The 14,282-nt window shown below is 63.4% G+C and carries 13 protein-coding genes; 9 read left to right on the forward strand and 4 right to left on the reverse strand.

Annotated features, from left to right (window positions below):
• Positions 1-14 precede the first annotated feature (14 nt).
• The 3 genes from QP915_RS07590 (at position 15) to QP915_RS07600 (ending at position 3,974) form a co-directional block, all read left to right on the forward strand.
• Positions 15-1,145, forward strand: a complete 1,131-nt coding sequence (locus QP915_RS07590; RefSeq protein WP_284768907.1) for a MalY/PatB family protein — start codon at positions 15-17, stop codon at positions 1,143-1,145.
• A gap of 204 nt (positions 1,146-1,349) precedes the next feature.
• Positions 1,350-2,750 carry a branched-chain amino acid transport system II carrier protein gene (brnQ, locus tag QP915_RS07595; protein ID WP_284768908.1) on the forward strand — a complete coding sequence of 467 codons (1,401 nt, stop codon included), beginning with the start codon at positions 1,350-1,352 and terminating at the stop codon, positions 2,748-2,750.
• A gap of 204 nt (positions 2,751-2,954) precedes the next feature.
• Positions 2,955-3,974 (forward strand): LLM class flavin-dependent oxidoreductase, encoded by a 1,020-nt coding sequence (locus QP915_RS07600; protein ID WP_239192482.1) that lies wholly within the window; start codon positions 2,955-2,957, stop codon positions 3,972-3,974.
• Here the strand turns inward: QP915_RS07600 and QP915_RS07605 are convergent.
• Positions 3,971-4,507: a hypothetical protein gene (locus QP915_RS07605; RefSeq protein WP_284768909.1), complete on the reverse strand. Its 537-nt coding sequence runs from the start codon at positions 4,505-4,507 to the stop codon at positions 3,971-3,973. The two genes, QP915_RS07600 and QP915_RS07605, sit on opposite strands and share 4 nt — an antisense overlap.
• Before the next feature lie 202 nt (positions 4,508-4,709).
• Between QP915_RS07605 and QP915_RS07610 the strand changes: the two genes are divergently transcribed.
• From QP915_RS07610 to QP915_RS07635, 6 genes are all read left to right on the forward strand, one after another.
• The gene (locus QP915_RS07610) at positions 4,710-5,474 is read left to right on the forward strand and encodes a GntR family transcriptional regulator (RefSeq protein ID WP_284768910.1); all 765 of its coding nucleotides are present in this window, start codon (positions 4,710-4,712) and stop codon (positions 5,472-5,474) included.
• A gap of 39 nt (positions 5,475-5,513) precedes the next feature.
• Positions 5,514-7,094, forward strand: a complete 1,581-nt coding sequence (locus QP915_RS07615) for an ABC transporter substrate-binding protein (RefSeq protein ID WP_284768911.1) — start codon at positions 5,514-5,516, stop codon at positions 7,092-7,094.
• Positions 7,091-8,059, forward strand: coding sequence for an ABC transporter permease (locus tag QP915_RS07620; protein WP_284768912.1), 969 nt, complete (start codon positions 7,091-7,093; stop codon positions 8,057-8,059). The genes QP915_RS07615 and QP915_RS07620 overlap by 4 nt, the downstream gene beginning before the upstream one ends.
• Positions 8,059-8,880 (forward strand): ABC transporter permease, encoded by an 822-nt coding sequence (locus QP915_RS07625; protein ID WP_284768913.1) that lies wholly within the window; start codon positions 8,059-8,061, stop codon positions 8,878-8,880. The genes QP915_RS07620 and QP915_RS07625 overlap by 1 nt, the downstream gene beginning before the upstream one ends.
• The gene (locus tag QP915_RS07630) at positions 8,877-10,331 is read left to right on the forward strand and encodes an ATP-binding cassette domain-containing protein (protein WP_284768914.1); all 1,455 of its coding nucleotides are present in this window, start codon (positions 8,877-8,879) and stop codon (positions 10,329-10,331) included. Before QP915_RS07625 ends, QP915_RS07630 begins: the two co-directional genes overlap by 4 nt.
• A gap of 67 nt (positions 10,332-10,398) precedes the next feature.
• Positions 10,399-12,090 (forward strand): FUSC family protein, encoded by a 1,692-nt coding sequence (locus QP915_RS07635; protein ID WP_284768915.1) that lies wholly within the window; start codon positions 10,399-10,401, stop codon positions 12,088-12,090.
• Here QP915_RS07635 and thpR read toward each other — a convergent pair.
• The 3 genes from thpR to QP915_RS07650 all read right to left on the reverse strand — a co-directional run bounded on the left by thpR (position 12,087) and on the right by QP915_RS07650 (position 14,235).
• Positions 12,087-12,629 carry an RNA 2',3'-cyclic phosphodiesterase gene (thpR, locus tag QP915_RS07640; RefSeq protein ID WP_284768916.1) on the reverse strand — a complete coding sequence of 181 codons (543 nt, stop codon included), beginning with the start codon at positions 12,627-12,629 and terminating at the stop codon, positions 12,087-12,089. The two genes, QP915_RS07635 and thpR, sit on opposite strands and share 4 nt — an antisense overlap.
• 3 nt (positions 12,630-12,632) lie before the next feature.
• On the reverse strand, positions 12,633-12,755 hold the full coding sequence (locus QP915_RS07645) for a hypothetical protein (protein ID WP_255342548.1): 123 nt from the start codon (positions 12,753-12,755) through the stop codon (positions 12,633-12,635).
• An 85-nt stretch (positions 12,756-12,840) separates the two neighbouring features.
• On the reverse strand, positions 12,841-14,235 hold the full coding sequence (locus tag QP915_RS07650; RefSeq protein WP_284768917.1) for a YeeE/YedE thiosulfate transporter family protein: 1,395 nt from the start codon (positions 14,233-14,235) through the stop codon (positions 12,841-12,843).
• Positions 14,236-14,282 lie beyond the last annotated feature (47 nt).

Genomic DNA, 14,282 nt, shown 5'->3' on the forward strand with positions numbered 1-14,282 from the left:
TTATGGTTATGGTCATGGAGTTTCCTAGCCTAGAAGAGTTGCAAGCCCGCGGAACCCGCAAATGGACCGTCTTCGAGGAAGACGTCCTGCCGCTGTGGATCGCGGAGTCCGATTTCCCCACCGCGCCCGCCGTAAAGAAGGCGCTGGAAGACATGGTGGATAAGGAAACCTTCGGCTATACCCCAGCACCCAAGGCCTCGGGGCTGCGCGAAGCAGTGGCCGATTTCTACAACGACCGTTACGGCTGGCGCCCCAACCCGGAGCACGTCTTTTGGATTGGCGATGTAGTGCGCGGCCTATTGCTCGGCGTGCAGTACTTCACCCGTGAGGACTCCCCCGTGATCGTGCCGGTTCCTTCCTACCCACCGCTTTTGGAGCTGCCACGCACCGCGGGCCGTGAGAAAATCGAGACCAGCTTGGAGCTCGATGATATTGAGCGCGCCTTCCAGGCGGGCGCGGGCTCTATTTTGCTGGTCAATCCCTATAATCCGCTCGGCCGCGTCTTGGACGAGGACTACCTCACCGAGCTAGTGGAGCTGGCGGAGAAATATGATGCGCGCATCTTGGCCGATGAAATCCACGCCCCGCTGGTCTATGAGGGCCGGCATATCCCGGTAGCCTCGCTCGGCGCCTCAGCCGCGGAGCGCACCATCACGGTCACCGCTACGTCTAAGGCCTTTAATACCGCAGGCCTCAAGTGCGCCCAGATGATTTTCTCCAACGCGGCCGATGTTCGCACGTGGAATGGCCTTTCTGGCGTGGCCAAGGATGGCACGGGCACCTTGGGGGTGTTGGCCGCGGAGACCGCGTACCGCGAGTGCGGCGATTTCCTCGATGAGGAGGTGGCCTACCTGCGCGAGACTCGCGATTGGTTGGTAGAGGAGCTACCCAAGCGCATCCCCGGCCTAAAGACCAGCAAACCGGATGCCACATACCTGCTGTGGTTGGACTTTGCCGATACCGCCATTGGCGGCAATCCACAGCCGGCCAAGTGGCTGCGCGAGAATGCCAAGGTGGCACTCAATGAGGGCGATACCTTCGGTACCGGCGGCCCGGGCCATGCGCGGTTGAACTTTTCTACCTCGCGCGAAATCTTGGAAGAAGCGCTCGACCGCATGGAGCGCGCCTTCGCGGACCTCGATTAGGCCGGCCCAGCTGGGGCCACCATGTATTCTGCGTCACCCCCACGCTTTGATTTCTCACCATGTGGGCGGTAATGTCTCATTACACGAACAGGCGTGACCCGCCACCTCGGACCGCGAAGAGGCACCCCGCCTCCGCCACCACCCTCGGCGGAATGGGAAAGCTTCCTCGCATTCTAGCTGTACATGGAAAATTAAGGAGCCACAATGGCTACCCCAGTTGCGTCAAGCACCTCTAAGCCCGGCGCCACCATCGTAATCGCGTCGCTGATGCTGTTTTCGATGTTCTTCGGCGCCGGCAACCTCATCTTCCCGCCCATGGTGGGCGTTTCGGCCGGCACCAACTTTTGGCCCGCCGTCCTCGGCTTCCTGGCCGCCGGCGTACTCCTTCCGGTTCTAGCTATTGTTGCCGTTGCCATTTCTGGTCGCTCCGTGCGCGATTTGAGCTCTAACGGCGGAGCCCTCTTCGGCCTGGTTTTTTCCGTGATGGCCTACCTGGCCATCGGAGCTTTCTACGCCCTTCCGCGTACCGGCGCCGTGTCCATGGAAACCGCCATCACCCCGCTTCTGGGATGGGAAGGAACGATGGCCAATGGCATCTTCAATATCGTCTTCTTCCTTATCGCTTTAATGCTGGCCTGGAGCCCAAACACCATCATCGATACCTTGGGCAAGTTCCTTACCCCAGCCCTGGTAGCGCTGCTGATCGTCCTTATCACTTTGGCCGCTTTTAGCAACGGCCGCGATCCCCAGACCCCTACCGAGGATTATTCTTCTTCCCCCATGGTCACCGGCCTGTTCGAGGGCTATAACACCATGGACGCGATTGCCGGCTTGGCCTTTTCCATCGTGATTGTCGCGTCCTTGCGCTCCAAGGGTTTTAAGACCCGCAAGTCCTTGGTCAATGGCACGATCACCGCCGCGCTTATTGCCGGCTTTTTGCTGGGCGCAATCTACCTGGGCTTGGCCTGGGTGGGCCAAACTATCCCTAACGGCCAGTCCTATGAGTCGGGAGCGCCCCTGCTTGCCGACGCCGCCAATCTCACCATGGGCACCATCGGCCAGGCCGTCTTCTCTGCCATCGTCATCCTGGCCTGCATGACCACCGCGGTGGGCCTTATCACCTCCACGTCGGCCTTCTTTGAGATGCTCATGCCCAAGGTCAAGTACCACGTATGGGCGTGCCTGTTTACCGCGCTGTCCATCCTCTTTGCCTTCCAGGGCCTGGATACGGTGCTGTCTATCGCGGTTCCGTTCATCACCTTCTTGTACCCACCGGCCATCTCCCTTATCGCTCTCACGCTGATCCAGCCGATGGTGAAAAAGTCCGTCGTCTTTTACTGGACCTACCGCCTGGCGCTGTGGGTATCGGTGCTGTGGTCGGCTCTGTCCGTCATCGCCGCCCAGGGCTGGGGCACCGACGCACTCGATCCCCTCTTGAGCCTGGCGCCCGGCCAGTCCGTGGACTTGGGCTGGATTGTTCCTACCGCTATCGCGGCAGTCATCGGCCTCGTTGTCGATATCGCCACCAAGGCCGGCGAGAAGCACGCCGCCGCCAACCCACAAGCGGAAGAACCGGCCGAGACTGAGGCCCTCGCTGAGGCTTAGTACCCTTCTCCTGTTTCACTCCGTTCCACTCCCCTCCCTCTCCGCACTGCATCGCAGCGCCGAGGCGGAGGGGAGATTTCTGTGCGTCTCTAGCTCCCCACGCTGCCTTGCTGTATCGCCCCGCCCGGAATAGTCGGGTGGCGCGTACCGTTGGAAGGAGAGAACTTATAGAGCATCTACCGAAGCAAAGGAAGGCCCTCCACCGTGACCGAACGCGCGCATCTTTCCGTCTTGGACTTCTGCACCATCTATGAGGGCGAAACTCCAGCACAGTCCATTGCCCGCTCCGTGCAATTGGCACAGGAAGCAGAAAAGCTGGGCTACTCCCGCATGTGGTACACCGAGCACCACAATATGAAGTCCATCATGTCCTCCTCCCCGGCCGTGCTCATCGCCCACATCGGTGCAAAGACCGAGCGCATCCGCTTGGGCTCCGGCGGCGTGATGCTGCCCAACCACTCCCCTTATGTCATCGCCGAGCAATTCGGCACCTTGGAGGAGATGTACCCCGAGCGCATTGACTTGGGCGTGGGCCGTGCCCCCGGTACGGACATGAATACCCTGGGCCGCGCGCTGCGCCGTGACGCCCACTCTGCCGAGCGCTTCCCCGAGGACGTCAAGGAGCTCAACTCTTATCTCGAGGGCAAATCCTATATCCCGGGAGTCAGCGCCATTCCAGGCGCGAATACCAACGTGCCTATCTATATTTTGGGCTCGTCCATGTTCGGCGCCTCGCTGGCCGCCAAGCTCGGCCTGCCTTATGCCTTTGCCTCCCACTTTGCCCCGCAGCACCTCGAGCAGGCCACTACCTACTACCGCGAGCACTTCCAGCCTTCCGAGCGCTTTAGCAAGCCCTATGTCATCGCCGGCGTCAACGTCACCGCCGCCGATACCACCCAAGAGGCACAGGAAGAATACGAGCGCGTGTGCTTCAACCGCGTCAAGGCCTTCGCCGGCCGCGGCAAGCACCTCACCGATGAACAAGTAGAGCAGATCATCGGCTCCTACCAGGGCCAGCAGATCCTAGACATGCTGAAGTACTCCGCTGTCGGCACCGCTGATGAGGTGGCCAACTACCTCGATACCTTCCAAGAGCACGCCAAGGCTGATGAGCTCATGGTCTCGCTGCAGTCCAGCTCGCACGAAGAAGTAATCAAGAATATGCAGCTGCTCGCGCAGGGCTGGCAGCTCGATCCGGCACGCGTAGCTGGCACCCCGAGCTAGTCTTCGGCCCGCACCTGACCTAGGTGGTCAATGGGAACGCCGGGAAACCGTTCCCGGAGCTTCCCCTCAAGTTCCCGCGGGCCCAGGTTCGCCTGCTCCGGCAGGCGGGCCGAATACCGTCGCGCCTCGTCCAAGGTAGAAACGCGCACCCCGCCTGGAATCAGGGCAAGGAAATTCTGATCCAACTCGAGTGAATAGAACTGCACGCGCTCTAGTTCAGAGGCGGCGAAACTGGTCCGTTGGTGGGGCAAGGAAATCTCCTCGCCGATCCGCAGCACCGGACGCGCCCGGCGCCGCACGGAGGCCACCACCGCCAGCATGGCGCACAGCGCCCCGCCTAGTGGCATGAGCGCGGCAATGAGATAAACGGAGTGCAGGCGCGTATCGGCCGGTTCCTGCAACGCCGAGTAGATAAGCACCCCACCGATTACTAGCAGCGCGACGGCGATGATGACCGCCACCGCTACCGCCTTGCCTAGGCGCGCGCTGCCGCTGGCCGCGCGTACTTCAATCGTTTCGGTGCTCTCGTCCACGGACACTTAGCCTAGCGTGCTCGCCTAGCATCTCGGTGCTGGTCGGACGGCGCGTGGCCTTTTCCTTTGCCTTCCTCTTGGCCGGGCGGGGAGCACATGCTCGGTAGCTTTGCTGCATTAGCGCGCCTTTGCAAAATGGAATAGCATTACTGTGTTTCGCTCCGCTGGGAAAGGCCCCGGAGAAACTAAGGACAAAGGTTGAATGAGCCCACGCGATAAACAGCAGCATCAGAAGATCGCTGATTTCCTGCGGGAGCAGATCAGCTCCGGCGTGCTGCAACCAGGCGATTTCCTGCCTAGTGAAGCAGACTTGTGCGAGAAGTTTTCTTCCTCCCGCGGCCCCGTGCGCCAAGCCGTTGCGGCTTTGCGGGCCGAAGGGCTAGTGTCCTCAGGCCGCGGGCGCCGCTCTACCGTTTTGGCCTCCACCCAGGCAGAGCTTTTTGAATCGATTTACTCCATTTCCAGCTGGCTGAGCGAATATGACGAGAATCCGCAGCAGCACACCCTGTGGTTAGCTCGCCGCCGCGCGCCGCGGGACATCACCCGCTTTCTGCGCGTAGACCCAGAACACAATGTCGTCTTTGTCCACCGCGTGCGCTATACCGAAGACCACCCCATTGCCATCGAGCGCATGTATTTCCCCATGGTGGTGGGAAAGCACATCTTGGACTTCGATGCGGATGCCGGATCCATTCATGCGCACCTGCGCGAGTGCGGCGTGGACTTTGATAGTGTGCGCCGCGAGCTCACGTTGGAAGAAGCCGATGCGGAGGACGCTGAAGCGCTTGGCGTGGCTACGGGTACCCCGCTGTGGCGGCTGCAGATGGAGATTTCCAACCACTCCGGCGAACCGGTGGAATTGGCGGTCTACCTCTACCGCGCGGACCGCATGAAACTGGCGATGAATAGCGTGCGCGGGGGCGTATCCCCCCTAGAAGTTATCCCCACTCCGGGCAATTTTGCATAAGTTTCACGGCAGCTATATCCACCGGCTACCCTGCTTTCTATGAGAAGATTTCGCGCCGGTAGGGCGCTGGGCAGCATCGCCATGGCGGCCGCTGTAGGAACCCTCTCGGCGTGTTCCGCGGGCCATACCGCGGTGGTCGATACTACCCAGGCAGGCAGCGACACCGCACCTTCTTTCCTCACCGTGGCTTCCACTTCTGCGGCCGCCTCGCTGGATTTCACCACCACCGGTGGCGCCGCCATCCCCGCCGTGCTTATGGACAACGTCTACGAGACCCTTGTGCGCATCGATGAAGACGGCTCCATTGCCCCAGGGCTTGCCACTTCGTGGGATATCAGCGATGACGCCCGCACCTATACTTTCCACCTGCGCGAGGGCGTCACCTTTTCCAATGGCGATGCCTTTAACGCTGAGACCGCCGCCTTTTCCATTGACTACGTGCGCGAGAAGTGGACCAACGGCATCGCCGCCGCCATGGATCCGGTAGACAAGGTCACCGCAGCCGAGGAGCACACGCTTCAGGTGCGCCTCAAGCAGCCGTCGAATGGCTGGCTATGGTCCATGGGAACAGCCACCGGCGCGATGATGACGCCACACGGCATGGATAACCTCGCCGCCCAGCCGGTGGGAACCGGCCCCTATGAGGTTTCCCGCTTTGCGCCTTCGGAGTTCGTAGAGCTGCACGTTCGCGACCGATATTGGGGAAAGCCCGCCGCACAGGATGTCACGGTGCGCTATTTCCCGGATACCATCTCCTCGGTCAATGCGTTGCAGGCCGGCGGCGTGGACGTGGTCTGGGGCGTGCAGAACCCGGAGCTTCTTGATGACGTCAAAGAGGGCATCGCTACCGAGGTCGGCACCACCAATGGTGAGGTGCTGTTGTCCATGAATAATGCCCGCGCGCCTTTCGACGATCCACGGGTGCGCCAGGCCGTGGCCTATGCCGTGGACCGCTCGGCGGCCAATGACATTTTGTGGAATGGCATGGCTAAAGACACCGGCGGCGCGCCGATCCCGCCTACGGATCCGTGGTTCGAGGACAAGCACTACTACGACTACGACCCAGAAAAAGCCCGCCAGCTGCTCACGGAAGCCGGCGCGGAAGGCGCCGAAATTACGCTGACCACGCCGACGCTGCCCTACGCCCAGACCGTCGCCGAGCTGCTGTACTCGCAACTTACTGAGGTTGGTTTTAAGGTGACGCTGGAATCCGCCGAATTCCCGGCCGTGTGGCTAGGTCAGGTGATGGGAGCAAAGGACTATCAGATGTCGCTCATCTCCCACGTGGAGCCGCGCGATATGCCCACCTTGTTCGGCGATCCGGATTATTACCTCAACTACGATTCCCCACGCACCCGTGAATTTTTGGCCCAAGCCGATTCCGCCCCAGAGAAGGACTACCCGAAGCTCATGGCACAGGCCGTGGATCAGATCATGGCGGATGCTGGCGCGCTGACGTTGATGAATATGCCCAATATCGTGCTCACCCGCGCCGGCGTGCACGGATTGCATCCGGATCAGGTCACCGACGCGCTCATCCTGCGCGACCTAACCTCTGCCGACGCGGACGCGGGCGCCAAAACCACCGCCGCAGAAAACACCGAAAAGGAGGCCCGATGAGTTCCCTTCGCACCACGGGGCGCGCCATCGTACGCCCGCTGCTGCGCTTCGCATTGACGCTCTTTGTTGCCTCCATCATCATTTTTGCGCTCATGCGCGCGGTGCCGGGCAACCCGGCGCGGGTGGCGCTGGGAGTGAATGCGACCGAAGAGGCCGTCGGCAAGCTGAGCTCCGAGCTGGGGCTGGACCGCCCGCTGCTTACGCAGTATTGGGAGTGGATAAAGGGCCTATTTACCGGCAACTTTGGGCAGTCTTTGTCCTCGCAGCAGGATATTACGCCGCTGGTGCTAGACCGCGCCCAGGTCACGCTCATCCTCATTGGCCTAGCGATGCTGCTTGCGCTGGCGGGGGCTATCCCGGTGGGCATGTGGCTGGCACTGCGCAACCGTAGCCGCGGCGCGGATGTGGTGTCGGCCGGCACGCAGCTGGGCATTGCGGTGCCGAGCTTCCTCCTCGGCATCATTCTGGTGGCCATTTTTGCCGTCCATCTGGGCTGGCTGCCGGCCAATGGGTGGGTGCCGCCAAAGCAGGGCGCGGGCGAGTTTATCCGCCACCTTATTTTGCCGGTCATTGCGCTGGCCGTGGTGCAAGGTGCGATGCTGACGCGCTACGTGCGCTCGGCGGTGCTTGATGTGCTGCAGCAGGACTATATCCGCACCGCCCGTGCGCTCGGCCAGTCCCCGTGGGAGGCGCTCAAGCGCCATGGCCTGCGCAATGCGGCGCTGCCGGTACTTACCGTGGCCGGAGTGCAGCTGACCACGATGGTCGTGGGGGCCGTGGTGATCGAATCCGTCTTTGTCATCCCCGGTATTGGTTCCATGCTGTTGGATGCGGTATCGGTGCGCGATCTGACCACGGTGCAAACCCTGGTCATGCTGCTCGTTGCCTTCGCCTTGGTGGTCAATGCCTTAACGGATGTGGCCTACCGATTCATCGATCCGCGCATCACGGCAGGTGAGAAGTAATGAAGCTGCGTTTTTCTGGCTGGCTGGGTGCCTTCCTCGTAGCCGCCACGGTGCTGGTGGCGCTGGTTTCGCTGGTGTGGACGCCGTATGACCCGACGCTGGCGCACCCGGATGTGCGCCTTGCTGGCCCCAGCGCCGAGCATCTCCTGGGCACGGACCGCTTTGGGCGCGATACCGCCTCCCGCATCATGGCGGGCGCCCAGATTACGGTCTTTGTCGGGCTCATTGCGGTGGGCATCGCCGCCCTCGTGGGCGTGCCCTTGGGCATCCTGGCCGGCATGCGCCGCGGCACGTGGGCCGATGCGCTGGTGATGCGCGGCGCGGATTTACTGCTTGCCTTCCCCGCGCTGTTGTTGGCGATTATTGCCGGCGCGGTGTGGGGCCCTTCGACGCTGACGGCCATGGTTGCCATCGGCATCGCCGGCATTCCCTCCTTCGCCCGCGTGGCGCGTTCGGGCACGCTGCAGGTTATCACGCAGGACTTTATTTCCTCCGCGCGCATTTCCGCGGTTCCGGGATGGAAGGTGGCGCTGCGCCATATCCTTCCCAACCTCACCGGGCTGCTCATCGTGCAGGCCTCCGTCTATTTCGCCCTCGCCATCCTGGCCGAGGCCGGCTTGTCCTACCTCGGCCTGGGCACCGCCCCACCGGCGGCCTCTTGGGGCCGGATGCTGCAAGATTCCCAGTCGCTGCTGGGCACCGCTCCCCTGCAGGCCGTCTGGCCGGGGCTGGCCATTGCTGCCACGGTGCTGGGCTTTAACCTGCTTGGCGACGCCCTCCGTGACCTCCTCGATCCCCGCCTGAAAGGATCCGCGCGATGAGCCTGCTCCACGTAGATAACCTGACGGTCACCGCCACCGGGTCCACCACTGCCCTGCTAGGCCCCATCAACGTCGAGCTCGCAGCCGGCGAGAAGCTCGGCATCATTGGTGAATCCGGCTCCGGCAAGTCCCTCACGGCGCTATCCATCATGGGTCTCCTGCCCGATGGGGTGCGGGCGAGCGGCTCCGTGACCGTGGACGGGACCGAGGTGATCGGCGCGCGCGATGCCCGCATCCGCCCCTTGCGCGGGTCCACCATGGCGATGGTCTTCCAAGAGCCGATGAGCGCACTGGATCCGCTCATGCGCATAGGCACGCAACTGTCCCAGGCCGGAGTGCGCGATTGTGCGGCCGCGCTCGACGAGGTGGACCTAGCCGCCGATGTCGCCTCCCGGTTCCCGCATCAGCTCTCCGGAGGGCAGCGCCAGCGCGTGCTCGTCGCCATGGCCATGGCCGGGCGCCCCGACCTGCTCATCTGCGATGAACCAACCACTGCACTGGATGCCACCACCCAGGACGGCGTGCTGCGCGTTATCGAGCGGGTGACCAAGGCCCACGGCACCGCTCTGATCTTTATCACCCATGACCTGGGGGTCATTCGCCGCATGTGCCCCACCGTCCTCGTCATGCATCAGGGCACGGTGGTGGAATCCGGCCCCACCGAGCGCGTGCTTGTCCACCCCGAGCATCCCTATACCCGCACGCTCATCGCCTCCTCGCGGCCACCGGAACTTAGCCTCTCCCCGGCCGCAGCGGAAGATGCGCTGGTGACGCTACGCGGGGTCAGCAAGGTCCACGGCGCACATGCGGCGCTCGATGGCATCGACCTGCGCGTACACCACGGCGAGCGCCTCGGCATCGTGGGCGGCTCCGGCTCGGGCAAGACCAGCCTGCTCAAGCTCATCGCCGGGCTCGACCAGCCTACGAGCGGTGACATCGACGTCCGCGGCCGCGTGCAGATGGTCTTCCAAGACCCGCAGGGCTCGCTCAATCCGCGCCTGAAAATCTGGAAATCCATCGCAGAGGCCATCCCCGGCAACCTCGGCAAGACCGACAAGCGCGCTCGCGCCGCGGCCGCACTCGAGGAGGTCGGCCTGCCGGCCGATAGCCTCGGTCGCTTCCCGCACGAGTTCTCCGGCGGCCAGCGCCAACGCATTTCCATCGCCCGCGCACTGTGCGGCGAGCCGAATATCTTGCTGGCCGATGAAGCCGTCTCTGCCCTCGATATGTCCGTGCGCGCCCAGGTGCTGGAGTTATTGGCGGGGATCATCGCTAAGCGCAAGCTCACCCTGCTCTTTGTCACCCACGATCTCGCGGTGGTGCGCCACCTGTGCGATAGCGTTGCGGTCCTTGACCGCGGCCGGCTCATCGAGCACGGAGCGACCGACTCCATATGGTCCTCGCCCAGCACGGATTACACGCGCCGGCTCATCGCGGCCGCCGACATGTAAAGCGGGTGGCTTCGGGCGTAAGGTAGTCGGGTCAGATAACTCCGCCGAGAAAGGATCCTGCTGCTCCGTGGCCACCCAGCTTGACTATCCCATCCCGCAGCGCCCCAGCACCACCCAGTTGCTCACCGCGTTTAATAGCGCCTCGGTGCGCTGGCCCAGTGCCCTGCGCGCGGGCTTGGCGATTCTCATTCCCGGCGCCATCGCGCTGCTGACCGGCCACGACTACGCCATCCTGCTCATTTCCACCGGCGCGTTCACCGTCATCTTTGGCGAGGGCCACCCTTATCGCACCCGCCCGCGCGTCATGCTCACCGCCGGCACCGCACTCATTACCGTCGCGGCCGTGGGCGTGCTGGTAGGCCACCTCATCTTTGCGCCTGGCCACGGGCATTGGTGGCTGCTGCTGGCGGGCCTATACACCACAGTTTTGGCCGCCGTGTGCGGCTTTGCCCAAAATGCCCTGCGCTTGCCGCCGCCGGGCACCTTCTTCTTGGTCATGGTCGGCGGCGGTTCGGTGATGCTCGCGCGCACCGATGTCACCGTGGGCCAGCTGCTCTTTTGGGCGCTGACCGGCATGGTAGCCAGCCTCGTACTCGGCATGGCGCCAGCCCTTATTGACGCCCACGGCCCCGAGCGCCGCGCGGTCGCCGCACTGGAAAAGGCCGCGGCCGCATTCCAGGATGACCGCGACGATTCCTTGGCCCGCCACCACCAGGCGCAGACCGCACTCTTTGCTGCCTGGCAGGCGCTTTCCGACGCCCACATTATCCGCGGCGGCCGCATCATCGACTCCCAGGGAGCCCACCTAGTAGAGCGCACCCTCGCGGCGCAGCACACCATCGTGGCGCATAATCGCGCCTTGGATTTGGGCGCCGATTCGGATCAGCTCACCGATAATGTCACCGACGTCGATCCGGATCGCACCGCCATCCCGCACACCCGCCCCACCGGCCGCTACCGCCTGTACCGCGCCGCGGTCCGCGATTCGCACGCCATGGTCACCACCCAAAAGGTTGTCCTTTCCGCGGTCATTACCGTGCTCGTAGGCCTTACCCTCGGCTTTGACCGCCCGGACTGGGGCGTGGTCTCTGCCTTCCTCATGCTGCAATGGGGACCCGATCATGTGCCGGGCACCGTCCGCGGCATCCACCGCATGCTCGGCTCTGTCGTCGGCGTGCTGCTGTTTTCTATCCTCCACTACTTTGGCATTAGCGGCTGGACCCTCCTGCTTGCACTGGCCGCGTGCCAATTCTGCGCCGAAATCTTCGTGGCCAAGAACTACGCCATCTGCGTTATCTTCTCCACCCCGCTCGCCCTTCTCATGGGCAACTCCGCCAACCGCCCCCTGTGGCCCACCATCCAGGCCCGCTGTGGCGAAATCATCTTGTCCATCCTCATCGCCACCGCGGTGCTGTGGCTGTGGCAGCGCAGCGCCCCCGTGCGCAATCAGGCCCGCCTGCAGGTCCGCGCGATGGAGTCCATGGCTACCCTGCTCGGTCTGCTCTTTGTCAATACCCCAGATGCCGTACTGTCCGCGCGCCGCGACCTGCAATACGAGCTGCTCTCGGAGCGCCGCGCCATCCAGTCCCTCGCCGTGGATAACCCCGATGCCGTGCGCCAATTCTGGGCCCGCCACATTGCCGTACAGCACGCCGGCTACTTCCTGCTAGATTTCTGCACCACCCACCCGGATCGCACGGCCACCCGCGCGGAGCTCGACTCCCTCGTCCACGAAATCCGCACCGCCCGCGCCGCCTAAAACAGCGGATACTCCTCCATCACCTCGTAGCGTGGGCCACCGCCGCGGCCCTCGCCGAGGTGCGATTGCATCAGGCACACCCGGTCCGCGCGAAATTCCGGCCCCCGATACACCGATAACGCGCGCACATAGTCCGCCAGCGCCCACGGCTCGCGGGTCCGCCGGCCGGCACGCGCGACGGTGAGGTGGGGGCGGTGGTGGCTAAAGGGGACGTCGGCAAGCTGGCACTGCGCCATCAACTCCCGCACACCGCGCGCCTGCCCGCCGACGCCCACCCACAGCGTGCGCTGCTCAAAGCTGCCCGCCCCGCTCAAGTGCACATCCAACGCCGAGCGACCGGCCACCGCGTGGGCTAGGTGCTCGCGCACCGCCGCGGCATCATTGGGCTGCTCGCCATAAAACGCCATGGTCACATGCCAGTTATCCGGATCCGTCCAGCGCAGCTCGTTGGTGGTTGCCGCGTGGATGGGCCGCAGCGTATGCACCAAATGCTCGCGCGCGGCGGCCGAGGGCAATAGCGCAGCAAAGACGCGGATCATGGCCTAGCTGGCATAGACGTTGAGGCGCAGTTCCGCGTCCAGCAGGTGTTCTTCCTCGCGCTCAAAGACGGCGAAGGCATGCAAAATATCCGCAACAGCGGTGGAATTATCATCAAACTCGGGCATGCGATAACTTCTTTCAAACCACAAAGGAGGCACAAGAATCACGCTCGATTCTTCTGCCTCCACATAGTAGCTGACAATGATGTAATTAGCCGCCCTTGACCACCGTGACCTGCCAGCCAGCATCGCCCGAGCGGTGGAAATCACGAATCTCATGGCCCTCATCGGCCGCCCACTGCGGAATGGATTCGGTGGCCTGGGTGCAGTCAAAGTCAATAACCAGCGCCTCGCCAGTCTCCAGCTCCGCCATGACCTGCTTGGCCTCAATCAGCGGGAACGGGCACACCGCGCCAAGGGTATCGAGCGCATAGCGCCCGCCGCCCAGCGCGCGGGCCTTCTCCTTGGCCTGCGGCTTGGTCTTGAGCGCTACCGCCCCGGTGGCAGTGGCGAAGCTCGGCAGCACCTTATCCTCGGCGGAGACCACCGAGTTATCCACGGATTCCTCGGTGGAGTAGGTCTGCGGCTGCTGCGGCTCACGGCTCTGCGAGTTCTTCGGCTTGAGCCACAGGCGCGCGCCCGCGCCGACGCCCAGGGCCATAAAGAACAGCGATACCCAGCCCTGGAAGCTAAACAGAGAGGTCTCCACCATGCCATTGCCCACGGTGCAGCCGCCGGCCAGCGACGCGCCAACTCCCATCATGATGCCGCCCCAAATAGCGCGGGTCGCAGTCTGTGCATCGGGCACGCGCACGCGGAACTCACCGGCGGACTTGGCGGCGATAAACGCGCCCACCAACAGGCCGATGACCAACAGGGTGCCCCAGTTCATGCGCGCGGAATCACCGGTGGCGGTCCAGCGGACGATGTCCGCGGTCGGCGTGGTGATGCCGAGGCCGCCGTTGCGGCCAGCGTCGGCCGAGAGCACAAAGCCCACCGTGCCGATGATGCCGACGGCGGCGGCCGCAATATTCATGTTCAGCGGCTTGGCGTACCACGGCTGCCCCAAATCCACCTTCGGGCGGCCGGCGTCCTTTGCCCGGTAGTGGCGCCACAGCAGGAAGGTTACGACCCACAGGACCGCAACCAAGATCCACGGCGAGATGTGCAGCGCGCCATGGATGGTGGTGACCGGCAGGCTCCACTGCTTGAACCAGTCATTGGCACCGGACAGCGGCCCCGACTTCATGGCCGCGGCCGAAAGCCCATAAAACAGCAGCGCAATCCACGAGCCGACTAGGCCCTCGGCTGAGCGGTACCACGTGCCGGACGCGCAACCGCCGGACAAGATGATGCCGAGGCCAAAGATGAAGCCACCCACGATGACGGCTACCGGCTTGAAATCGCTAATCTCCGGCGAAAGCACGCCCGCGCCAGTCAATAGCGTCAGGCCAAAGGCATGAACCGAAATCAAAATGAGCAGGGCGGTAAAGCCGCGCCACGTCTTATTGAGGAAAATATCGCGCAGCATGCCGGTTACGCAGAAGCGCCCGCGCTGCAGCACGGCACCGAAGACGATGCCGGTGAGAAGTCCGGTAATAATCACTATTTCTCCTTGTATCGAGTTAAGGGCTTCAGCCTACGACACCTAAG

This window comes from Corynebacterium sp. MSK158, from assembly GCF_030229085.1.
In the GTDB taxonomy this organism is placed as follows: domain Bacteria; phylum Actinomycetota; class Actinomycetes; order Mycobacteriales; family Mycobacteriaceae; genus Corynebacterium.